The organism is Rhodovibrio sodomensis, assembly GCF_016583645.1.
GTDB classification, from domain to species: Bacteria; Pseudomonadota; Alphaproteobacteria; order Kiloniellales; family Rhodovibrionaceae; genus Rhodovibrio; species Rhodovibrio sodomensis.
In genome coordinates this window covers 1-21486 of the sequence record NZ_NRRL01000075.1, presented here as the reverse complement: position 1 = coordinate 21486, position 21486 = coordinate 1, and the positions used below count along the sequence as shown (strand labels likewise).

At 70.9% G+C, this 21486-nt stretch carries 21 protein-coding genes and 1 pseudogene; 11 read left to right on the top strand and 11 right to left on the bottom strand.

Going from position 1 to position 21486, the window contains the following annotated elements:
- Positions 1–202 (top strand): annotated as a pseudogene (locus tag CKO28_RS28100) (hypothetical protein); the annotation flags it as partial.
- On the opposite strand, the gene CKO28_RS29180 reads toward CKO28_RS28100, so the two are convergent.
- Positions 199–342, bottom strand: a complete 144-nt coding sequence (locus CKO28_RS29180) for a hypothetical protein (protein ID WP_207168878.1) — start codon at positions 340–342, stop codon at positions 199–201. The pseudogene CKO28_RS28100 and the gene CKO28_RS29180 overlap by 4 nt on opposite strands.
- Here CKO28_RS29180 and CKO28_RS29175 point away from each other — a divergent pair.
- Positions 337–528 carry a hypothetical protein gene (locus CKO28_RS29175; RefSeq protein WP_207168877.1) on the top strand — a complete coding sequence of 64 codons (192 nt, stop codon included), beginning with the start codon at positions 337–339 and terminating at the stop codon, positions 526–528. The genes CKO28_RS29180 and CKO28_RS29175 overlap by 6 nt on opposite strands.
- Before the next feature lie 52 nt (positions 529–580).
- On the opposite strand, the gene CKO28_RS19425 is transcribed toward CKO28_RS29175, so the two are convergent.
- On the bottom strand, positions 581–2341 hold the full coding sequence (locus tag CKO28_RS19425; RefSeq protein WP_200342475.1) for a carbamoyltransferase C-terminal domain-containing protein: 1761 nt from the start codon (positions 2339–2341) through the stop codon (positions 581–583).
- Between the two features lie 398 nt (positions 2342–2739).
- On the opposite strand from CKO28_RS19425, the gene CKO28_RS19420 reads away from it, so the two are divergent.
- From CKO28_RS19420 to CKO28_RS19405, 4 genes are all read left to right on the top strand, one after another.
- On the top strand, positions 2740–3606 hold the full coding sequence (locus CKO28_RS19420) for an OmpA family protein (RefSeq protein ID WP_200342474.1): 867 nt from the start codon (positions 2740–2742) through the stop codon (positions 3604–3606).
- Between the two features lie 284 nt (positions 3607–3890).
- On the top strand, positions 3891–4139 hold the full coding sequence (locus CKO28_RS19415) for a hypothetical protein (protein ID WP_200342473.1): 249 nt from the start codon (positions 3891–3893) through the stop codon (positions 4137–4139).
- A 210-nt stretch (positions 4140–4349) separates the two neighbouring features.
- Positions 4350–5243: a cyanophycinase gene (locus tag CKO28_RS19410; protein WP_200342472.1), complete on the top strand. Its 894-nt coding sequence runs from the start codon at positions 4350–4352 to the stop codon at positions 5241–5243.
- Positions 5244–5696: 453 nt separating this feature from the next.
- Positions 5697–6251, top strand: a complete 555-nt coding sequence (locus CKO28_RS19405; RefSeq protein ID WP_200342471.1) for a PEP-CTERM sorting domain-containing protein — start codon at positions 5697–5699, stop codon at positions 6249–6251.
- A 143-nt stretch (positions 6252–6394) separates the two neighbouring features.
- Here CKO28_RS19405 and CKO28_RS19400 read toward each other — a convergent pair whose 3' ends face one another.
- The 4 genes from CKO28_RS19400 to CKO28_RS19390 form a co-directional block, all read right to left on the bottom strand.
- Positions 6395–6859 carry an SRPBCC family protein gene (locus tag CKO28_RS19400; RefSeq protein WP_200342470.1) on the bottom strand — a complete coding sequence of 155 codons (465 nt, stop codon included), beginning with the start codon at positions 6857–6859 and terminating at the stop codon, positions 6395–6397.
- A 155-nt stretch (positions 6860–7014) separates the two neighbouring features.
- On the bottom strand, positions 7015–7149 hold the full coding sequence (locus CKO28_RS28925; RefSeq protein ID WP_274611016.1) for a hypothetical protein: 135 nt from the start codon (positions 7147–7149) through the stop codon (positions 7015–7017).
- Positions 7150–7413: 264 nt separating this feature from the next.
- On the bottom strand, positions 7414–8988 hold the full coding sequence (locus tag CKO28_RS19395) for a BCCT family transporter (RefSeq protein ID WP_200342469.1): 1575 nt from the start codon (positions 8986–8988) through the stop codon (positions 7414–7416).
- A 228-nt stretch (positions 8989–9216) separates the two neighbouring features.
- Positions 9217–10134, bottom strand: coding sequence for a LysR family transcriptional regulator (locus tag CKO28_RS19390; protein WP_200342468.1), 918 nt, complete (start codon positions 10132–10134; stop codon positions 9217–9219).
- Positions 10135–10338: 204 nt separating this feature from the next.
- Between CKO28_RS19390 and CKO28_RS19385 the strand changes: the two genes are divergently transcribed.
- The 5 genes from CKO28_RS19385 to CKO28_RS19365 all read left to right on the top strand — a co-directional run bounded on the left by CKO28_RS19385 (position 10339) and on the right by CKO28_RS19365 (position 16707).
- Entirely contained in the window at positions 10339–11778 is a 1440-nt protein-coding gene (locus CKO28_RS19385; RefSeq protein ID WP_242480667.1) for an aldehyde dehydrogenase family protein, read from the top strand.
- Between the two features lie 28 nt (positions 11779–11806).
- Complete coding sequence (locus CKO28_RS19380; RefSeq protein ID WP_200342466.1) at positions 11807–12796, top strand: membrane dipeptidase; 990 nt, start codon at positions 11807–11809, stop codon at positions 12794–12796.
- A gap of 51 nt (positions 12797–12847) precedes the next feature.
- Positions 12848–13855: an Ldh family oxidoreductase gene (locus tag CKO28_RS19375; protein ID WP_200342465.1), complete on the top strand. Its 1008-nt coding sequence runs from the start codon at positions 12848–12850 to the stop codon at positions 13853–13855.
- A gap of 204 nt (positions 13856–14059) precedes the next feature.
- A complete protein-coding gene (locus CKO28_RS19370) occupies positions 14060–15862 on the top strand; it encodes a hypothetical protein (RefSeq protein ID WP_200342464.1) in 1803 nt (600 codons plus the stop codon).
- Entirely contained in the window at positions 15859–16707 is an 849-nt protein-coding gene (locus CKO28_RS19365) for a DUF3726 domain-containing protein (protein WP_200342463.1), read from the top strand. Before CKO28_RS19370 ends, CKO28_RS19365 begins: the two co-directional genes overlap by 4 nt.
- Positions 16708–16720: 13 nt before the next feature.
- On the opposite strand, the gene CKO28_RS19360 is transcribed toward CKO28_RS19365, so the two are convergent.
- The 5 genes from CKO28_RS19360 to CKO28_RS19340 all read right to left on the bottom strand — a co-directional run.
- The gene (locus tag CKO28_RS19360) at positions 16721–17314 is read right to left on the bottom strand and encodes a D-sedoheptulose-7-phosphate isomerase (RefSeq protein ID WP_200342462.1); all 594 of its coding nucleotides are present in this window, start codon (positions 17312–17314) and stop codon (positions 16721–16723) included.
- A 31-nt stretch (positions 17315–17345) separates the two neighbouring features.
- Entirely contained in the window at positions 17346–18143 is a 798-nt protein-coding gene (locus CKO28_RS19355) for a 3-deoxy-manno-octulosonate cytidylyltransferase (protein ID WP_200342461.1), read from the bottom strand.
- Positions 18144–18170: 27 nt separating this feature from the next.
- Positions 18171–19241, bottom strand: a complete 1071-nt coding sequence (locus CKO28_RS19350; RefSeq protein ID WP_200342460.1) for a KpsF/GutQ family sugar-phosphate isomerase — start codon at positions 19239–19241, stop codon at positions 18171–18173.
- Between the two features lie 129 nt (positions 19242–19370).
- The gene (locus CKO28_RS19345; RefSeq protein WP_200342459.1) at positions 19371–20528 is read right to left on the bottom strand and encodes an NAD-dependent epimerase/dehydratase family protein; all 1158 of its coding nucleotides are present in this window, start codon (positions 20526–20528) and stop codon (positions 19371–19373) included.
- Positions 20529–20677: 149 nt separating this feature from the next.
- On the bottom strand, positions 20678–21486 hold an 809-nt coding region (locus CKO28_RS19340; RefSeq protein WP_242480666.1), incomplete at its 5' end, for a GDP-L-fucose synthase family protein.

The following is a 21486-nucleotide window of genomic DNA, read 5'->3' as shown; positions in this document are numbered from 1 at the left end:
GAACCCGATCGAGCGATTATGGGCGGTCATGCATCAGCGCGTGACGCACAACCGTCATTACCCCACCCGGAAACAATTCGCCGATGCTATCCTGGTGTTCTTTCGAGACACTATTCCAAGAGAATGGAAGACATTCAGGGAACAGGTGTCCGACAACTTCCGCATCATAACCCACCAAGATTTTCGGATTTTGGAAGGTTAGGGGTATACGTCGGCGACGTCGTCCGGGCCCTGCGCCGAGCCGCCGCGCACCCGGCGGCCGCGGGCGAGACGTTCCAGATCGCCACCGGCCGCCCGACCGCGATCGCCGACCTGGCCGGCGCGGTCCAGGACCTGTTGCACGCGCACGGGCTGCCGGTGCCGCCCCTGAGCTACGCGCCGGCACGCCCGGCCGAGGTCCGGACCACCCGCGCCAGCCCGGCCAAGGCGGCGGCCCGCCTCGACTGGCGGCCGGAGGTCGAGCTCGCCGACGGGCTGGCGCGCACCTACGCCGCGTTCGCCCGGCCGCGGGCGCTGTCGGGCGGTTAGAGCAAGATGCAGGTCGACCCGACCTTCATCGATTTCGCTCCAGGGTCGGCGCCTACCCGTCGCGGACCACGGTCGCGCCGCCCACGCACAGGCGGTGCAAGCCGGTCTCCAGGAACAGGTCGAGCGCTTCGCCCGGCGTGCAGACGATCGGCGTCTGCCGGTTCAGGGACGTGTTGAGCAGCATCGGCACGCCGGTCAGCGCCTCGAACCGGACGATCAGGTCGTGGAACCGCGGCGCGTCGGCGGCGGTGACGCGCTGCGGCCGGCTGCTGCCGTCGGCGTGCACGATCGCCGGCACCCGCGCCCGCCGCGCGGGACGGACCGGCACCGCCATGCTCATCCAGCGCAGGTCCTGGGCGCCGTCCAACCGATCCGTGTCGAACCATTCGGCCAGGCGCGCGTCCAGCACCGCCGCGGCGAACGGCCGGAACGTCTCGCGCTGCTTGATCCGGTCGTTCAACAGCGCGCGCACGTCCGCACGGCGCGGATCCGCCAGCAGCGAGCGGGCGCCCAGCGCCCGCGGCCCCCATTCCATCCGCCCCTGGACCCAGCCGACCAGCTTTCCGCCGGCGATCGCCTGGGCGGCGGCCCGGGCCATCTCGTCCGGCGGCTGCCAGCCCACCCGGCACCCGGCCTGCCGTAACGCCCCCGCCCGCGCGGCGAGCGCGGCGGCCACGTCCGCGTCGGCGATCTCGGGGCCCAGGTAGGCGCCGGCATCGACCGGCCGCGCCGGCCGCCCGGTCAGCCGGCGGTGGGCGACCAGCGCCGCCCCCACCGCGCCGCCGGCGTCGCCCGGCGCCGGGGGAACGTGGACGCGCGTGAACGGCGTTTCCGCCGGGATCCGGGCGTTGGCGACGACGTTGTGCGCGCAGCCGCCGGCGAGCGCCAGGCTCGCCGCGCCGTGGGCCCTGGCGCTTGCGTGCCGCAGCACGTGCCAGAGGGTGCGTTCGTAGACCGCCTGCAAGCTGGCCGCGAGGTCGGCGTGGATCGGTTCGATGGGGTCACTCGGCGCCCGCGCGGGCCCGAGGAGGTCTTCGACCTGCGGGCCGAACAGCGCGCCAACCTTGGGCGCGCCGCCGTGCCAGCGGTAGGCGAAGCCGGGCCGGGTGTGCCGGAAGTAGCGCAGGTTCAGCGCGAACCGACCGCCCCGGCGCAGCCGGATCAGGCGGTCCAGCGCATCGACCCGGTTCTGACGGCCGTGGGCGGCCAGCCCCATCGCCTTGTACTCGTCGCCCACGTTCGGGAAGCCCAGGTGCTGGGTCACCGCCTGGTACAGGACACCCAGGGAGTGCGGGAAGCTCACGCGGCCGGTCGCGACCGGCTCGCCTTCCCGCACCCGGGCGGTCAGGGTGCTGAGGAAGTCGCCGAACCCATCGACCGACACGGCGGCGCCATCGTGCCACGGTGCGCTCGCGGCCGCATACGCCAGGTGCGCCGCGTGGTGCCCGACCGCGAGGCCGCGCACCCGGCCAGCGCCCAGATCGGCGGCGATCTGCACTGGCGCGGCGGCGAACGCGCGCCGGTTGGCCAGGCGGTCGGGGGCGCGCGCCAGGGCGGCCGGGTGGCGCAGGGCGAACAATGTCTTCGCGCCCAGGGCCGCGCCCGGCCGGCGGTTGACCGCGATCGCGTCGAGATCGCGCGCCTCGGCCCCCGCGATCGCGAGGCACGCGGCCGCCGCGCGGGTCGGCAGGCCGGCCCAGTGCTTGACCCGGCGCAGCCGCTCTTCCTCCACCGCCGCAAGCACCTGGCCGTCGCACAGCAGCGCGGCCGCCGCGTCGGCATGATAGGCGTTCAATCCCAGGATCAGCGGCATCGCCTAACGGGCCCGCCCCGAACGTCCCGATGGCACCGGTCAAGCGGGCCGCTCAACCTCGGCGCGGGGCTGAGAATAGCCGCAATCGCGACAGGTGTAAATTTACCAACCGCCGCGTAATCGCTCGCAGGCGCAAATTAACACGTGTAAAGTGCGCGTCCCGGTTCCGGTCCCCACCGCCCCCCCGTCTCCGGCAAATTGCGATAGCTAACGCTCGGTCGTTGACGTCGCCCGCCGAGGCTATCCGCTTCGCGCGCTTGGAGGCCGTGGACGCAAAACGCGCCGGCCCGCCGCCGACGCGCCGTCTGAACCGCGCGCATCGGGGAAGGTCGGGCGTTTTCGGGGAGATTGGGTCCGACCCAAAGACGACAAGAACACGAATGAAAGGGACACCACGCATGCGTTTGAAACACCTTCTGGCCGTCGGCGTGTCGGCGGCCCTGCTGTCCGGCTGTGCGGTCTACAACGCGCAGAACCTGGACAGCATCGAGGCCACGGCGGGCAACGACTTCACCCGCGCGCTAACGGTCGAGTACAAGGGCTTCGCCCGGTCCGAGGTCGCGGAGGGCGACTGGATCGACGCGGAGCATTTCGCGAACAAGGCGAAGGCGACCGCGTCGGGCCGGGTGGCCGCGCCGGAGCAGCTGTCCGACTGGGACCTGCCGGCCGACAAGACGCAGGAGATCGCGGACGCCCGCGCGAACCTGGTGTCGATCCTCGACGCGTCCGCCCGCAGCAAGATGCCGGACCTGGCGGCCCGCGCGCAGGCGCGCCTGGACTGCTGGATCGAGCAGCAGGAAGAGGGCCATCAGGCGAATGACATCCAGGCCTGCCGCCAGGCCTTCCGCACGGCCTACAACCAGCTGCGCGCCGGCATGCAAGCCGACGCGCCGGAGGCCGAGCCGGCCCCGGCGGTGACGCCCGAGGCGGACGTGCAGGAGTCCTGGACCGTCACCTTCGCGTTCGACAGCGCCCAGGTGGACGAGCAGGCCCGCGGCATCATCCGCAAGGCCGCCCAGGCGGCCCGGGACGACCAGGCCGTCGACCTCGTGGTCACCGGCTACACCGACAGCACCGGCACCGACGCCTACAACCAGGCGCTCTCGCTCCGCCGGGCCGAGGCGGTGCGCGACGTGCTGGTCGAGATGGGCGTCGCCGAGGACCGGATCGGGGTTGCCGCGCGCGGCAAGACCCGCCCGGCGATCGAGCGCGGCGACCAAGTGCGCGAGCGCGCCAACCGCCGCGTGGTGATCGACCTGCTGTAAGAGCCCCCAGACTACCCACCCAGAAACGCCCGCGCGATCGGCCGCCCGGCCGGCGGCGCGGGCGGCTGGATCGACGGCGCACGACGCCGGCGTCCCGACCCTCGGGGCGCCGGCGTTTTCATTGCAGAAGTCAAGCAGAACGTGCGGTGGCTGAGCTGCGTCCAGTGCATGACGGTGCCCGCGAAATCAACATGCAGAAATGTGCACGCATGCGCGCAGATAATGGCTCCAAGACCAGGGCCCCGCGCGGTTGCGGCGGCGGACGGGTCGAGGAGGTTGATGCCATGACTGTGACCTGTGCCTTGAAGATCAACGATCGCGGCCCGGACAAGCGGATCGTCCTGACCGCCCAGGACGGCCAGTCCCTGGTGGCCCCGGCCGGCGAGTACCGCGTGGCGTTCGAGCCGGCGACCGAAACGCTGGAGTTCGTCGACGGCGACGTGCGCTTCCGCATGCCGCGCGCGGTGGCCGAGCACTACCGCTTCCTGAACCTGATCTCCGGCCGGATGCCGAACGACAACCAGGCCGCGTGAAGCTGGGGCAGGACCGGCGAAGCTCGGATGGCTTTCGGGCGAATCTTGCGCTTTCTTTAAGAAACTCCGGCGAGACTTCATACCGCCGGTCGATCCGACCCCAGGCACCTTGTCCCGAGCGGACGTGGTTCCCTACCGCGTGCCTTGGCTGCTTGTTCCAAACGCCGCGGGCGCTCGATCCAGGGCACCCGCTTTCGGACGCCACGCTCCATGCATACCGACGGTGCCGCACCCCTGGGCCGTTTCGTCGCCATCGGCGGCGCGGAGGACAAGACCTCCGCGCGCGCGGTCCTGCGCCGCGTCCTCAAGCTCGCGCGGACACCGGTCCCGAGCGTGTCGGTGATCGCGACCGCGAGCCAGATCCCCGAGATCATCCTGCCGATGTATCAGGAGACGTTCACGGCGATGGGCGTGCCCACGGTGCACCTGCTCGACGTGCGCACCCGTAAGCACGCCAACGACCCGGCGATCGTGGCGCAGGTCAGCGCGTCCGACGTCGTGTTCCTGACCGGCGGCGACCAGCTGCGCCTGACCCATGTCCTCGGCGGCACGGAGCTGCTGGCCGCGATGCGCCGCCGGCACGCGGAAGGCGCCGTGATCGCCGGCACCAGCGCCGGCGCGGCGGCGATGTCGCGGACCATGATCTACGACGGCGACCCGGCGGCGAGCCTGCACAAGGGCAACGTCAAGATGACCAGCGGCCTCGCCTTCGTGCCGGGCGTCGTGATCGACAGCCACTTCGTCCAGCGCGGCCGCTTCACCCGGCTGCTGGAGGTCGGCGCCGCCAACCCCGAACGGCTGGGCATCGGTCTGGGCGAGGACACGGCCGTGGTGGTGCATCCCGACCGCATCCTGGAGACGATCGGCAGCGGCCACGTAATCATCGTCGACAGCTGGTCGATCGACCAGTCGAACATCGCCGAGATCGCCCAGGGCGAAGCGATCGCGCTGTCCAACGTCACGGTACACGCGCTGACCGCCGGCCAGGGCTTCGACATGAACGCGCGGCGGGTCCTGCCGGTGGAGACATTCGCGGAGCTCAACGCCCCGCAGCTCGCCCTGCCGGCGCCGGAAGCGCTGCTGGCCGTGGCATCGCAGATGTAAGCTCGGCCTCGGGCCGCGCCCGGGATCGATCGCGCCACGGCTATACCGGTCGCCCGCGCTCCTGTCGATCGGCTGAAACGACACGCTTGTCGAGCTCAAGCATGATGAAGGTCGACCCGCCCTTCATCGATTTTGCTCTCGCAGGCTTGGCGCCTCGGGCGCTTTTATCGACAGCCTGCCGGACGTTTCCTTTCTCCAGGTCCGGGCGCTTCTCGCACGCCCCGGCTCCGCGCAGACCCCCCTGCCTGTAAAGCCGTTTGACGCTTTACAGCACGCAGCCGAACCAATGCGTAAGTAAATCGGACACCGGACCCCGATCGCCATCGAAGCCGTGGCCGGTTCGTGCGGCTTTCCAGTTGTGGCACGAAACGTGCAAACACCCGTGCATCATCATGAGCGGGCCGGACATACGACGCCGTCGCTGTCCAGGACGACCGAACACAAGGCGAAGAGATGAACTCCATCGCAAACTGGATCGCACGCACGGCAGCCGCGATAGCGCTCGCCGCCCTTCTGGTCCCGGCCGCACAAGCCGCCCCGTCGTGCACAGCGACGCTCACCCCCGCCCCGGATGCGGCGTGCGTGGGCCAAGCCAGCAAGACCGGCCAACCGAATCAAACCGACATCGAAGGTTTGGCCGGCACGCCGCTCGACTTCATCGTCAAGTACGAGAACGAGGAGGATGATCTCTTCTTCGACCTGGAGAGCGGCACCAACCTGTTCACCTTCAGCGGCGCCGCGGGTCAGGACGACGACGACATCAAGAGCGGCAGCTGGAGCACGACCCTCGCCGACACCGACAACGTTTTCGTGACCCTGAAATGGGCCACGACTTACGCCGTCTTCGCGCTGAACGGCGAGACGTCCGGGACCTGGACGACGCCACAGGGCCTTTCCAACATCCAGGTGTTCGGGCAGCCCGGCGGTAACATCCCGCTCCCGGCGACGCTGCTGATGTTCGGGATCGGCTTGGTCGGACTGGGTTTGACGGCGCGGCGTCGCGGATAGCGACAGCGGTCGCCGCGGAACCGCCCGCGCGCGGGACCAGTGCCACATCACAGTGAGGCAGGCCCGGGTCGATGGCATCCGGGCCTGTTTCGTCTCTAATGGACGGAAATACGCGATGCGTGCGCGCGTGCGCCCCGGCGTTGTCAGGCCGCGCGCTTGTCGAGCGCGCTGGCGAAGCGTTTGAAGAACTTTTCCGACAGCTTGCCGGCCGCCCGGCGCAGCAGGCGGTCGCCCAGGCGGGCCAGCATGCTGTCCGGCTCGCCGGCGGCGGTGTAGGTCAGCACGGTCGCCCGCGCGCCGTCGGGCTTGAGCGAGATATCGGAATGCCCGGCCGCCAGCCCGAGCGCGCCCTCGCCGCGGGCGCTCAGCCGGTAGCTGTCCGGGTAGCCGTCGCTCAGGCCCTGCACGTCCTCGATCCGCACGTGCACGTGAAAGTGCGCGCGGATCGGGCCCCAGGTACCGTCCAGGTCCATCCGGTAATCGTGCGGCCCTTCGACATGGACCGCCTTGCAGCCGGGCACGCTCGCCTTCAGCACCTCGGGATCGCGCATCGCCGCCCAGACGACGTCCGGCGGCGCGTTCAAACGGATGTCGCCGGTCGCGTCCATGGCTGCGCGGTCTCCCCGAAGTCCTTCGGTCACGATTGCCATGACCGACATGGCGCGTCGGGGCCGTCGTGACAGGCCTGGCCCCGGCCGCGCTTCGCGCCGGCGCCGGTATACGGCGCGCGGGACCGGCGGACAAGCCGGCAAACGCACGCAGCTCACGCGCGCGTGGTGACGCCGGCCGCGTTCTCCGCGTCCCAGGCACAGTCGCGGCGCGCCGCAACCTCGAACAGCGGCTCCCAGGCAACCGGATCGGCAAACCGCCGCGGATTGGCCCAGAGGAGCTCCCGCAATTGTCACCTAGAGCAAAATCGATGAAGGTCGAGTCGACCGTCATCGATTTTGCTCTAACTGCTTGAAGAGAGAGCAAGATTCAGCTGAAAGGTGGCTTCACCTTGCAGCATCTTGCTCTAGGCCCGCACGGCGCATGCGTTGGATCGCGGCAAAAAAGGGCCGCCCGGCCCGGGGGCCGGCCGGGGTGGCCGGCGGTCCCGGGCGGGCGGCCCCGGGCGGGCGGCCCTTGCCCCCGCGCGCGGGGCGCGTTCAAAGACGCCGGGTCAGCGTACCAGCCCCTGCTCCTGCGCCATCTGGTAAGCCGCGCGCGGGCCCAGCCAGAGCGATGGCAGGATCACCAGCGACACCGGGATCGCGGTGATCACGATGAACTGCTGCAGCGCCGACACCTGCCCGGAGCCCATGAACAGCAGGATCGCCGCCATCACCGCCATCATGATGCCCCAGAAGGCCCGCACCAGGCTGGACGGCTGGTCGTGGCCGGTGGCGACCATGGAGATCGTGTAGCTCATGCTGTCGCCGGTGGTGGCGACGAAGATCGTGGTCAGCACCAGGATCGCCACCGCCATCAGCGTGCCCAGCGGCAGCGCTTGGGCCACCGTCAGGGTGGCGACGTCGAACTGGAAGTTGGTCAGGGCCTGCTGCAGGTCGATCATGCCGTTCAGCTGATAGTAGATGCCCGAGCCGCCCAGCAGGGTGAACCAGATAGTGGAGGCGACCGGCGCCAGGATGGCCACCGCGACGATCATCTCCCGGATCGTCCGGCCGCGCGAGATCCGCGCGACGAACAGCGCCATCAGCGGGCCGTAGCCGAGGAACCAGGCGAAGAAGAACACCGTCCACCACTTCATCCACCATGCGGGCGCGGTCTGCGCGGTCATGGTGGCCATCTCGAAGAAGTTGCTGATGTAGGTGCCAAAGCCCTGCATCCAGCTGTTCATCAGGAACAGCGTCGGGCCGAACAGGAAGATCACCGCCGCGATGGCGAGCGCCAGGTAGACGTTCATCCGGCTGAGAAACTGAATGCCCCGGTGGATGCCGGTCATCGCGCTGGTGACGTAGATCGCGCCCAGGATCACCAGCACGCCCAACTGGGTGGCGTAGGTATCCGGGATCCCGAACAGCACGTTCATGCCGTAGGCCACCTGGGTCGCCAGGAAGCCGATCGGGCCGACCGTGCCGGCGACCACCGCGATCACGCAGACCGCGTCGACCAGTCCGCCGAACGCCCCGCGCATCACCCGCTCGCCGAAGATCGGGAACAACAGCGTGCGCGGCTGCAGCGGCTTGCCGTGGGTGTAGTGCGCGTGCACCAGCACGAGCGAGGTCAGCGAGCCCAGCACCGCCCAGGCGAGGAAGCCCCAGTGCATGAACGACTGCGCCAGCGCGCCGCGGACCGCTTCCGCCGTACCGGTCTCGACGCCGCTGAACGCGGGCGGCGCCTGCGCCACGAAGTGGTACACCGGCTCGCCCGCGGCGAAGAACACGCCGCCGCCGGCCAACAGGGTGCACATGATGATCGACACCCACTTGAAGGTGCTCATCTCCGGCTGATCGAGGTTGCCCATCTTCGCGCTCGCCGCCGGCGTGACCGCCGTGCCGAGCGCGATGAAGAAGGTGAGCAGCAGGATCAGCTGGAAGAACGAGCCCAGGTACTTCGCCGTCCAGGCGAAGCCGGCGCTCACCAGCATGGAGAGCAGATCGACGTCGTAAATCGACATCGCCACGAAGGCGACGACGAACCCGGCACTGATTCCCAGGACCCAAGGATCGCCGAAGCCGGCGTTCATGCCGATCCGTTCTTCTTGCGGCGCCCTGTCCGCGGTGCGCTCTGCCATTTGTCTGCCGCCCTTGATTGCTATGTGCGAAGATGCTGGGGGTCGAACGGTTGGATACGCCCCGATAAGCCAACGGCCCCGTCTCGGCCGCGGGCGCGTTCTCGACAGCCCGTTTGAATTATTGCGTCAGTAAAATGACTCGGGCCGCTCATAAGCAAATCAAAAAAATAAAACGATCTATCGCGCCCGCTTATAAACTTCGCGTCAGTTGACGCCTGTCGACCCCGGTTACCCGTGCTGGTCCCCAACCGGTCCGCTCGCCAGCCGCGCGACGATCAGATCGCGCAGGCTCTGCGCCGCCGGCGAGAGCGAGCGGCCGCGCCGGGTGATCACGCACAGCGCGCGCGACAGCGCGGGTCCCGCCAGCGGGCGTGAGGTCAGGCGCCCGCGCGCGTCCTCCGGCAGCGCCAGCTCGGGCAGCACCGTGACCCCCAGGCCGGCGGTCAGCATGCCCTCCAGGGTCGCGATGTTGGACACCTCGACCGGCGGCTGCCGGACGCTCGCCGGCAGGTCGGGGATGCTCTCGACCAGCGGGCGGATGCCGGTGTCGGGCGCCAGGCCGAGGAAGTCCTGCTCCGCCAGGTCGCCCCAGGTCAGCGGCCCGTCGCCCGCCGCCAGCGGGTGGTCGCGCCGGCAGACCACGCGGAACGGGTCGCGCATCACCGTCTCGAAGTGCAGGTCCTCGTCCGGGGCCCATCGGGAGGCCAGTCCGAAGTCGACCTCCTTGCGCCGCACCCGCGCCTGCACGCCGCTCGCGTTGGCGTCCAGCAGGTGCACGGACACGCCCGGATAGGCCTGCCGGAAGGACGCGATCATCCCCGGCATCAGCTTGACCGCGATCGACGGCAGGGTCGCCACCCCAACCCGGCCGCGCCGGCGGGCGGCGACATCGCGCACCTCGGCGATCGCGCTGTGCACATCCTCCAACAACCGCTCGGCGGTGGGCAGGAACTCCGCGCCGTTGTCGGTCAGCAGCACGCGCCGGGTCGTGCGGTCGAACAGCCGCACGCCCAGTTCCTCCTCGAACTGGTTCATCTGGATCGTCAATGCCGGCTGCGACAGCGCCAGCCGCCGGGCGGCGCGGGTGAAGCTGCCCTCCTGCGCCACCGCGACAAACGCCTGCAGATGCTTCAGCGTGACGTTCAACGGGCCCCCCCTCCCGATATGCCGATCGACGATAAGCGACGGCAATCAAATCATTTGGGATTTTTAATTAAAGCGGCGGATCGTTTTCAATAGCTTATCGTCGGCGGAGGCACGATTACGTCCCCTCTCCGCCACATGGGAGGAGAGGGGACGAGACAGCGCCGTGCCCTGCCCGCGAAACCCCGAGACCGAAAGGAGCTCCCCTTGGCGCGCGCCGATTACGGCAACTTGATCGCCGGCGACTGGCACACTGAGGGCGAGGCGGTGGCGAACGTGAACCCGTCCGATCTGGACGACACGATCGCCACCTACGCCTTCGCCAGCGCCGAGGATACGCACGCGGCCGTCGACGCGGCCAAGCGCGCGTTTCCCCAGTGGGCCGGCCTGACGCCGGAGCAGCGCCAGGCGCCGCTGGAGTTCATCGGCGACGAGTTGATCCGCCGGAAGGACGAGATCGGCCGGCTGCTGTCGCGCGAAGAGGGCAAGCCGCTCGCCGAAGGCGTCGGCGAGGTCGCGCGCGCCGGGCAGTTCTTCAAGTTCTACGGCGGCGAGGCGCTGCGCCTGCACGGCGACTTCACGCAGTCCGTGCGCCCGGGCGTCGAGGTCGAGGTCCGGCGCGAGCCGCTGGGCGTGGTCGGCCTGATCACGCCCTGGAACTTCCCCGCGGCGATCCCGGCGTGGAAGATCGCCCCGGCGCTCGCCTACGGCAACGCGGTGGTGTTCAAGCCGGCCGAGCTGGTGCCCGGCACCGCCTGGGCGCTGGCCGAGATCATCTCCCGCAGCGGCCTGCCGGAAGGGCTGTTCAACCTGGTGATGGGCCGCGGGAAAGACGTCGGCGAAGCGATCCTGAGCGCGCGCGACGTCGCGGCCGTGTCGTTCACCGGCTCCGCCGCGACCGGCGGGCACATCGCCCGGCGCTGCGCCGAGACGATGAAGAAGGTGCAGCTCGAGATGGGCGGCAAGAACCCGCTGGTGGTGCTCGACGACGCGGACCTGGAGACCGCCGCCGCGGCCGCGCTCAACGGCTACTCCGGCACCGGGCAGAAGTGCACCGCCTCCTCGCGCCTGGTGGTGCAGGAGGGCATTCACGACCGGTTCGTCGACGCGCTGAGCGACAAGCTGGCCGGCTACACCGTCGGCCACGCGCTGGACCCGGAGACCAAGTGCGGCCCGGTCGTGGACGAGACGCAGCTGCAGCAGGACCTGGACTACATCGCGCTCGGCCAGCAGGAGGGCGCGGAGCTGGTCACCGGCGGCCAGCTGCTGAACCGCGCGACGCGCGGGCACTACCTGGCGCCGGCCCTGTTCACCGGCACGCGCAACGACATGCGGATCAACCGGGAGGAGATCTTCGGCCCGGTCTGCGCGGTCATCCGGGTCAAGGACTACGCGGAGGCGCTCGCCGTCGCCAACGACACCGAGTACGGCCTGACCAGCGCGATCTGCACCGACTCGCTCAAGCGCGCCAGCCACTTCAAGGCCAACAGCCGGTCCGGCATCGTGACCGTCAACCTGCCGACCGGCGGGATGGACTACCACGTGCCGTTCGGCGGCATGAAGGCGTCCAGCTACGGCCCGCGCGAGCAGGGCCAGTACGCCCGCGACTTCTACACCACGACCAAGACCGCCTACACCAAGCCGTAACCGCCGTTTCCAGCTCCCCGGAGGCTCCATGGCCAGACGCGGCCACGTGATCGACGCGATCCAGTACTCCAACTGGACCCGCCAGCATTTCGAGGAATGGCGCGCGGGCGGGCTGACGGCCGTCGGGGTCACGATCGCCTACCACGAGCGGGCGCGCGAGACGCTGGAGCGCCTGGCGGCGTGGAACTGGCGGCTGCGCGAGCACGCCGACCTGATCCGGCCGGTACGCCGCGGCGCGGACCTGGAGGCGGCGCGCGCGGAAGCGCGGATCGGCGTGCTGCTGGGCGCGCAGAACTGCTCGCCGATCGACGACGACGTCGGTCTCGTCCAGGTGATGGCGGACGCCGGGCTCAAGGTGATGCAGCTCACCTACAACAACCTGAGCCTGATCGGGGCCGGCTGCGCGGAGCTGGACGATCCCGGGATCAGCCGGTTCGGCCGGGCGGCGATCGCGGAGATGAACCGCGCCGGCATGGTGATCGACCTGTCGCATTCCGCCGAGCGGACCACGCTGGAGGCGATCGCGCTGTCCCGCCGGCCGGTCGCGGTCACCCACGCCAACCCGCGCTTTTTCACCGACACGCCGCGCCACAAGTCGGACCGGGTGCTGCGTGCGCTTGGCGAGTCCGGCGGCATGCTGGGCTTCTCGCTGTACCCGCCCCACCTGCCCGAGGGCGCCGACACCAGCCTGGAGGCGTTCACCGGCATGGTCGCGCGCGCCGCCGAGATCGCCGGCGTCGACCGGCTCGGCATCGGTTCCGACATGTGCCGCGGCTGGGACGGGCGGACGATCGACTGGATGCGCAACGGCCGCTGGCGCCACGTCCCGGAAGCCGAACGGGCCGAGTTCGCCGAGATGCCCTGGCCCAGTCAGCCCGACTGGTTCCGGACTCCGGCCGACACGCCCAACCTGGCGACCGGCCTGCGCGCCCGCGGCTTTTCGGCCGAGGAGGTCGCCGGGCTGATGGGCGATAACTGGGCGCGGTTCCTGGCCGACGCGCTGGAGCCGGAAGCCTGATACCTTGTCCGCGCAGCGACCCCCGCGCGGCGCCACTCAGGAGAGCCCGCGATGGCGATCAAGCTGAGCCTGCAGGAGGTCGAGGAGCTGACCCGCCGCGCGCTGAGCGCGAGCGGGCTTACGCCGGCCAACGCGGAGTCCGTGACCAGGTCGGTCGTCGCCGCGGAGGCCGACGGCATCCACAGCCACGGCCTGGCGCGCCTGCCGACCTATTGCGAACACGCGCGCTGCGGCAAGATCGACGGCGCGGCCGAGCCGACGGCCGAACGCGTCAAACCGGGCGTGCTCCGGGTCGACGCGCGCGACGGCTTCGCCCACCCGGCGATCGACCTCGGCCTGGAACAGCTGCCGGACCTGGCGCGCGCGGCCGGTCTGGCCGCGCTCGCGGTCACCAACTCCTACAACTGCGGGGTCGTCGGCTATCATCTGGAGCGGATCGCGCAGACCGGGCTGGTCGCGCTCGGCTTCGTCAACGCGCCGGCGTCGATCGCGCCCTGGGGCGGCAAGGACGCGGTGTTCGGCACCAACCCGCTGGCCTGCGCCGTGCCGCGCCCGGACCGCGCGCCGCTGGTGATCGACCAGTCCTCCAGCGTCGTCGCGAAGTCGGAGGTCGTGGTCCACAAGCAGTCCGGCGAACCGCTGCCGGAGGGCTGGGCGCTCGACGCGCACGGCACCCCGACGACCGACCCGGCGGCCGCGCTGGCCGGCGGCACGATGCTGCCCGCGGGCGGCTACAAGGGGGCCAACCAGGCGCTGATCGTGGAGATCTTCGCGGCCCTGATGGCGCGTGCGACGCTGTCGATCGACGCATCGTCGTTCGCCAGCAACGACGGCGGTCCGCCGCGCACCGGCCAGCTGTTCCTGGCGTTCGACCCCGACAGCTTCGCCGGCCCTGGCTTCGCCGAGCAGCTGGAACGCCTGCTCTCCGCGATCGCCGACCAGGACGGCGCGCGCCTGCCGGGCGACGGCCGCCTCAGCGCCCGCGACCGCACCGCGCGCGACGGCATCGAGATTTCGGATCCGCTGCACGAGAAGCTGCAGGGCTACGCCAACGGGTAGACCCGCGGCGAGATTCGACGGCTGATGCAGCGGGTCCCCTCTCCCTCGAGGGGAGAGGGCTAGGGTGAGGGTGAAACTCCCCGGCGCGCGACGGGGAATCCCACCCTCACCCTCCCACGCCGCTGCGCGGCGCGGGCCCCCTCCCTCTCCCCTCGAGGGAGAGGGGATCTCAGGCGCGGGGCGAGGGCCCCCAGGGAGGTCAGGATGAGCCACGACCTGCCGGAGACGCGGCTGCTGCACGGCCAGGCCGCGGGCAGCGATCCCGTGCTGGATACGGTGGCGCGCGATCCGCTGCGCGCGCCGGACGAGGTGATGCGGCTGGCGCGCATGGGCGCGTTCCATCAGACCCGGCTGTCGTTCGTGCGCTCGCTGGTCCGGCGGATGGCGCGCGAGGGCTGGCGGATCGCCTGCCGGCGCTTCGACATCGCCGACGACGGCACCGGCGAGGCGCTCTACACCGTCGACACGTCGCAGGGGCGCTACAGCTTCGTCACCTTCGCCCGCGACATCGATCCCGAGCAGCGCACCGACCGCGTCATCGCGGAGGCCTGGGACTACACCTTCGCGCTGACCGAGGGCGTGCCGGACGCCGACGAGATGGACCGCCTGCGCGCCAACGTGCCGCTGCAGGAAGCCGGTCGGATGCGCGCGCGCGACATCGTGCTGTCCCGCGCCAACAAGTCGGTGCGTCTGTTCGAGCGGCTGGTCGACCTGCTGAGCCAGGGCCGCCAGCCGAGCGCGCAGGAGATCGGCCGGGTCGGCTACCTGATCCGCACCACGGCCGTCTACGGCAACGGCAAGTTCGGCCTGGCCGACTTCGCCCGCTTGCAGACCAAGGGGCCGTTCGACCAGCCGTTCCGCGCGCAGATGCTGAGCGTCTACCTGGCGCGCGAGGTCTCGCTCGATCTGGTCGAGGAGATGGCCCGCCGGCGCGCGCCCGAGACCGCGACGACACTCGACCCCGAGCTGCGCCGGGCGATCGGCGTGGGCAACGCGACGGGGCTGGGCATGGCGCCCTTCATCGTCGGCCACCCGCAGCTGGTGCACCGCTGGAACCGGGTGCGCGAGACCGCGATCGCCCGGATCAAGGCGGTCGAGGCGGCGACCTACGACAAGCGCGCCCGGTTCGCCCAGCTGCTCGAGCGGGCCCTGCACTACACCCACGACTGGGCGACGGGCGACGCCCAGCAGCAGGCCGCGATCGAGACGCTGCGCCACGAGCTGGCCGCGCTGCAGGCCGACCTGTTCCCGGCCGGCCCGCCCGGCCGCCTGCCCGACCGGCACCCCTGGCGCTGGCTGTGCGACGTGCGCGCGGCCGAGCTCAGCCTGGAGACGCAGGAACTGCTCAACAGCCTGATCCTGGAGCCCTATCCCGAGCTGGTCGACGACCTGGCGGACCAATTGGGCGCGGACGAGACCGACCGGCTGGACGCCACCATGCCGGTCGACCGCCTGATCCGGCTGATCGAAGACGGCTACGCCTGGGCGCTCGCGATCGACGCGGAGTCCGCGGGCGCGGACGCGTTCTTCTGGTACCGCTCGGAAAACAAGGAGGAGCCGCGCCTGGGCGAGCGCTGCTGCGACCCCGGCATGGACCGGGAGATGCCGATCGGCATCGGCCTGCAGGTGCAGCGCCTGCACCGCGCCCTGAGCGACCTGCCGGAGTCCGAGCGCCGGCAGCCGGTCGCGTTCTTCCTGTTGCGCCGGCCGGGCTGGCGCCGGCTGGTCCGCCGGGTGCAGACGCTGGCGCGCCAGCCTTATGCGGAGGTCCGCGACAATCTGGTCGGCGGCGACATGCGGGCGATCGATCTGCTGCGCTTCAAGCTGTCGTTCTTCGGCGCGTCGAAGTTCGACCCCAAGTCCGACCGCTGGACCCGGATCACGCTGTTCCAGGGCGCCCCGCTCGCCGAGGAGCTGACCCGCGGCGGGCTGGATCCCGACGACTGGACGTTCGCCAGCCTGCCCGACGACGACGGCACGGCCGCCCGGCGGCAGGGGGCGCGGTGACCCGGCGCGACGGCTCCCAGACCGACCGGAAACAGGCTGGCCGCACACCGACCGGCAGCACACCGACCGACGGCCCACACACCGACCGGCCGGATCAGGAGCTGCGGGTCTCGTTGAACGAGCTGGAGACGCGCTACGCCCGGGCGTTCGAGGGCATGGGCACGCCCGCCGGCCTGGCCCGCGACGCCGCGCGCATGGTCGCGGCGCACGACGTCTGGGGCCTGGGCGGCCTGGACGCGCTGGCGCCGCGCCTGGACCGGCTGGATGGGGCGGCGATCCCGCAGCCGCAGGTGACCGGCGGCGACACCGAACTCAGCCTGGACGCGCGCGGGGCCAGCCTGCTGCACGCCGGCGCGATGGCGATGGACCTGCTGGAGACGCTGATCGCGGGCACGCTCGCGCCGGACACGGCGGCGGCCCCGGGCGACCCGGACCGGCCGCACGATCCCGACGCCGGCAGCACGGTGCACCTGTCGGGGTGCAGCGACGTCGACTTCGCCGCCGGGCTGTCGGCGCTCGCCGCGGAGCGCGGCCTGACCGTGGTGATCCGCGCGCGCGTCGGCGACCGGGTGATCTGCGCGACCGCCTGCGGCGGCGAGGTCGCGCTGGTGCGCGGGCCCGCGAAACCGGACAGCGATCCCGACGACGGCACGGTCGACCTGATCGCCGGCCCGCGCGTGGCGGAGACGACGAGCCGGCGCCGGCAGGCCGACCTGCGCCTGACCGGCAACGCGGTACAGGCGCGCGAGCGCGACGCCATCGACCAGGGGATCGCGGTCGACCCCGACAACTGGCAACGCGTCTACGCGCTCGGCGCCCGCTTCCTGGTGCGCGACGAGGTGTAGGCCAGCGGCCATGCTACCGGGCCCGGCCCAATTCCGCCTCGACGATCTGGCAGAGCGCGTGGCCGATGCCGATGTGCAGTTCCTGGATCCGGGCGGTCTCGCGCGCGGGCGCCTGGATCAGGCGGTCGCACAGCGCCGGCAGATCGCCCGCGTGGGCGCCGGTCAGCCCGACCGTGCCGGCGCCGAGCGCGCGCGCGGCCTCGAGCGCGCGCAGCACGTTGGCGCTGGTGGCGCTGGTGGTGATCCCGATCAGCACGTCTTCCGGCCGGGCGAAGGCGGTCAGTTCGCGCGCGAACACCTGGTCGAACGCGTAGTCGTTGGTGACGGCGGTCGCGGTGGAGACGTTCTGGCCCAGCGCCAGCGCGCGGATCGGCTGGCGTTCCGCCTGGAAGCGGCCGACCAGCTCGGCGGCGATGTGCTGCGCGTCGGCCGCGGAGCCGCCGTTGCCGCACAACATCAGCGTGCCGCCGCGCCGCAGCCGCGCGACGACGAACGCCGCGACGTCGGCGATCTCGTCCGACATCTCCGCCAGGCGCGCGTAGTTCCGCGCCGTCGCCTCGAAGGCGGCGCGCGCGGCGGCGGCGGGGTCGGGCGGGGTGTCGGTCATGCGGGCGGGGGTGTTCCGTTTCGCCGGCGGGTCAGTCGATGCCGTGATCGCGCAGCACCGCCTCGATCCGCGGCTTGTCGTCGGGGTTGTTGAGCTCGTGGACCGGCTGGCCGCGCAGGTCGACCGCGCAGCACTGCACCCGGTGGCCGTTCTCCAGGAAGCGCAACTGCTCCAGGCCCTCGTGCGCCTCCAGCCGTCCGACCGGCCAGTCGCCGTAGCGGGTCAGCGCATCCGTGCGGTAGGCGTAGATGCCCATGTGCTGGAACACCGGGGTGGCGAGTTCGGCCGCGTCGGCCCGGCGGGTGGGCAGGATTTCCTTGGAGAAGTAAAGCGCCCGGCCCTGCCGGTCGAACACCGCCGAGGTCTCGCCGATCCCGCCCTGCCGGCGGGTCCCTTCGAACGCCGCCAGCATGGTGGCGTCGCAGCGCACGACGGGCGTGGCGACGGCAATCCCGGGATCATCGCGCATCGCCTGGAGCAGCGTCTCGACCACGTGCGCCGGGGTCAGCGGCGCGTCGCCCTGGAAGTTGACCACCACCTCCGGCGCGGTGTCGAGGCTGCCGGCCGCGGCCGCGCAGCGTTCCGTCCCGTTGGCGCAGTCGGCCGGGGTCATCGCGACAACCGCGCCGAAGCCGGCGCAGTGCTCGGCGATCCGGTCGTCGTCGGTGGCGACCACGACATGATCGACGCCGGCGACCGCCCGCGCGCGCTCCCACGACCGGCGGATCAGCGATTTCGCGGTGCCGTGCGCGCCGGTCAGCTCCGCCAGCGGCTTGCCGGGGTAGCGCTTGGATTGGTAGCGGGCGGGGATCAGGATCGCGGTATGCATGGCGGTGTTCCGGCGCGCGCGGCGCGGCTAGACGGCGCCCAGCTGCAAGAGGTGCATGAAGGTGATGATGCCGCGCGGCGGCGGATGGCCGATCGCCCGGGTGTCGGCCCCGACCTTGTCCGGGTCGGCGACGAACACGGCGGAGATCTTCTTCTCCTGCATCACCGCGAGCACCGAGGCGACCATCGTGTCGGTGCCCACCATCACCGGCTGTCGGGTCATGATGTCGACCGCGCGCACGCTGTTCAGCGCATCGTCCACCGTCTGCTCGGCGCGCGCCTGCATGTAGCGGCGCAGGTCGCCGTCGGTGATCACGCCCATCAGCCCGCCATCCTGGTCCAGGATGCCGACGATGCCGAAGCCGTTCGAGCTGATCCGCGCGATCGCGGCGGCGACCGTGCTGTCGGCCGAGACGGTCGGCAGCATGTCGCCGGTGACCATGACCGAGGAGACAGCCCGCAGCGACACGCCCAGCTTGCCGCCGGGGTGGAACTCCTGGAAGTTGCTGGCGGTGAAGCCGCGCGCGTCCAGGAGCGCCATGGCGAGCGCGTCGCCCAGCGCCAGCTGCAGCATCGTCGAGGTGGTGGGCGCGAGGTTGAGCGGGCAGGCCTCGCGCGCCTTGGGCAGGATCAGCGCGGTGTCCGAAGCCTGGGCGAGCATGCTCTCGGTGCCGCTGGTGATCGACAGCAGCGGGACCCGCTGGCGCTTGGCGTAGCCGACCAGATCGCGCAGCTCCGCCGTCTGCCCGGACCAGGACAGCGCCAGGATGATGTCCTTGGTGGAGATCATGCCGAGGTCGCCGTGGCTGGCCTCGGACGGGTGGACGAAGAACGCCGGCGTGCCGGTGGAGGCGAAGGTGGCGGCGAGCTTGCTGCCGATGTGGCCGCTCTTGCCCACGCCGACCACGATCAGCCGGCCCTCCATGCCGAGGATCGTCTCGACCGCCCGGGCGAACGCGTCGCGCAGCGGCGCGTCCTGCAGCGCCGCGCGCAGTTGGCCCAGGCCGTCCAGGCCGTAGTCCAGCGCTTCCGTGCCGGTCTGGATGTAGCTGTCAGGCCCGGGGGCCGCGCCCTGGGCTCGCCTCGCGTCGTCTCTCATGCACCGCTCGACCACCGGGACGCCGGACGCCCGGCCGCGCACGGGGCGGGCCGGGGCCGGCACAAGAACGCCTGAGCCGGAAGTGCCTAACAGGGCCCGCAGCCGCGCACAAGTGCGCTTGCCGGCCGCTTACCAGCGGGACACGCAGGGGATCTTCGCGGTGTCGATCCGGTCGCGGTAGCGCTGGGCGATCTCGGTCACCTCGGTGAGCAGGCCGTCGTCCAGCTTGATCGGCGCCAGGCCGAGGCGGAGCAGCGTGTCGTTGCGCACGTAGAGGTCGTTCTCGCAGGCTTCCTTGCGCGGGTTGTCGACGTAGGCGACCGGCGTGCCGGTCAGCGCCGAGACCTTCTCCGCCAGCGCCTTCACCTGGTGCGTCTCGGTCATCTGATTGACGATGCGCACCCGCTCGCCGGTCTGCGGCGGGGTCTCCGCGGCCAGGGCGATGCAGCGCACGGTGTCCTGGATATGGATGAACGCGCGGGTCTGCCCGCCGGTGCCGTGGACGGTCAGCGGATAGTCGACCGCCGCCTGCATCAGGAAGCGGTTGAGCACCGTGCCGTAGTCGCCGTCGTAGTCGAACCGGTTGATCAGCCGGTCGTCGCGCGCGGTCTGATCGGTCTGGGTGCCCCAGACGATGCCCTGGTGCAGGTCGGTCACCTTGACCCCGTCGTTCTTGTTGTAAAACGCGAAGAACAGCTGATCCTGCGTCTTGGTCAGGTGGTAGATGCTGCCCGGGTTGGGCGGATACAGGATCTCCTGCCGGACCTCCCGGCCGTCCTCCAGCTCGACCTTGACCTCCAGGTAGCCTTCCGGGATGCGCACGCCGGCGGTGCCGTAGCCGTAGACCCCCATGGTGCCGAGGTGGATCAGGTGGGCGTCGACGCCGGATTCCACGATCGCCGCCAGCACGTTGTTGGTGGCGTTCAGGTTGTTGGCCACGGTGTAACGCTTGTGCCACGACGACTTCATCGAATAGGGCGCGGCGCGCTGCTCGGCGAAATGGACGATCGCCTCCGGCTGCCAGTCGCGCAGCAGGGTGAGCAGGCGGTGGTAGTGCTCCGCGACGTCGAAGCGCACGAAGCCGATCTCCCGGCCGGAGACCTCGGCCCAGGCGCGCAGCCGTTCGCCCATCGGCCGAATCGGGGTGAGCGAACCGGCCTCCAGCTCGTTGTCGATGTTCCGGCGCGACAGGTTGTCCACGATCGTCACCGCGTGATCGCGCGCCGACAGCTCCAGCGCGGTCGGCCAGCCGCAGAACCCGTCGCCGCCCAAGACCAGGATGCGCACGCGCCTCACCCTCCGATCGCCTCGATCCGCTCAGCTCGTTACAGACCGATAAAGGCCGAACCGGAGCGCCCGTGGCAAGTGAAGCTGAGGTTGCCGTTTCGCGTCAGGCAGATGACGGCGCCGCAGGACGACAGCGCGCGCGAGCTAGGTTAGACCGTCCGCGCCTCGTCGATGTGGCGCAGGTACCAGTCGTAGGTGCGGGCGAGGCCGGTTTCGAGGTCGACCTGGGCCCGCCAGCCGAGCGCGTTGATGCGGGCGACGTCGAGCACCTTGCGCGGGGTGCCGTCGGGCTTTGTGGTGTCCCAGACGAGCTCGCCCTCGAAGCCGACGACCTGCTTTATCGTCTCCGCCAGCTGGCGAATCGTGACGTCGGCGCCGGTGCCGACGTTGAGGTGCCGCTCGCCGGAATAGTGCTTCAGGATGTGCACGACCGCGTCCGCGCAGTCGTCGACGTAGAGGAACTCGCGCATCGGCGTGCCGCTGCCCCAGACGGTGACCTCGCGGTCGCCGTTGACCTTGGCCTCGTGGAAGCGGCGGATTAGAGCCGGAATGACGTGGCTGTGCTCGGGATGGAAGGTGTCGCCGGGCCCGTACAGGTTGGTCGGCATCGCCGAGACGAAGTCCGCGCCGTGTTGCCGGCGGTGCGCCTGGCACAGCTTGATGCCGGCGATCTTGGCGACCGCGTACCATTGGTTGGTCGGCTCCAGCGGCCCCGTGAGCAGCGCGTCCTCGGTGAGCGGCTGCTCGGCGTGCTTGGGGTAGATGCAGCTGGAGCCCAGGAACACCAGCTTCTCCACCCCCAGCCGCTGCGCCGCGGCGATCACGTTGGTCTCCATCTGCAGGTTGTCCTGCAGGAAGTCCGCCGGGTAGCGGTCGTTCGCCAGGATGCCGCCCACCTTGGCCGCGGCGAGGACGACCGCGTCCGGCCGGGCTTCCGCCAGCCAGTCCTCGACCTCCG

Excerpts from the sequence above, each read along its gene's own strand:
- CKO28_RS19375 (WP_200342465.1), top strand. The coding sequence starts at position 12,848 with ATGGCGATCAAGCTGAGCCTGCAGGAGGTCGAGGAGCTGACCCGCCGC.
- CKO28_RS19410 (WP_200342472.1), top strand. The coding sequence starts at position 4,350 with ATGCATACCGACGGTGCCGCACCCCTGGGCCGTTTCGTCGCCATCGGC.
- CKO28_RS19370 (WP_200342464.1), top strand. The coding sequence starts at position 14,060 with ATGAGCCACGACCTGCCGGAGACGCGGCTGCTGCACGGCCAGGCCGCG.
- CKO28_RS19360 (WP_200342462.1), bottom strand. The coding sequence starts at position 17,314 with ATGACCGACACCCCGCCCGACCCCGCCGCCGCCGCGCGCGCCGCCTTC.
- CKO28_RS19350 (WP_200342460.1), bottom strand. The coding sequence starts at position 19,241 with ATGAGAGACGACGCGAGGCGAGCCCAGGGCGCGGCCCCCGGGCCTGAC.
- CKO28_RS19405 (WP_200342471.1), top strand. The coding sequence starts at position 5,697 with ATGAACTCCATCGCAAACTGGATCGCACGCACGGCAGCCGCGATAGCG.
- CKO28_RS19425 (WP_200342475.1), bottom strand. The coding sequence starts at position 2,341 with ATGCCGCTGATCCTGGGATTGAACGCCTATCATGCCGACGCGGCGGCC.
- CKO28_RS19420 (WP_200342474.1), top strand. The coding sequence starts at position 2,740 with ATGCGTTTGAAACACCTTCTGGCCGTCGGCGTGTCGGCGGCCCTGCTG.
- CKO28_RS19395 (WP_200342469.1), bottom strand. The coding sequence starts at position 8,988 with ATGGCAGAGCGCACCGCGGACAGGGCGCCGCAAGAAGAACGGATCGGC.
- CKO28_RS19400 (WP_200342470.1), bottom strand. The coding sequence starts at position 6,859 with ATGGACGCGACCGGCGACATCCGTTTGAACGCGCCGCCGGACGTCGTC.
- CKO28_RS19415 (WP_200342473.1), top strand. The coding sequence starts at position 3,891 with ATGACTGTGACCTGTGCCTTGAAGATCAACGATCGCGGCCCGGACAAG.
- CKO28_RS19380 (WP_200342466.1), top strand. The coding sequence starts at position 11,807 with ATGGCCAGACGCGGCCACGTGATCGACGCGATCCAGTACTCCAACTGG.
- CKO28_RS19355 (WP_200342461.1), bottom strand. The coding sequence starts at position 18,143 with ATGCATACCGCGATCCTGATCCCCGCCCGCTACCAATCCAAGCGCTAC.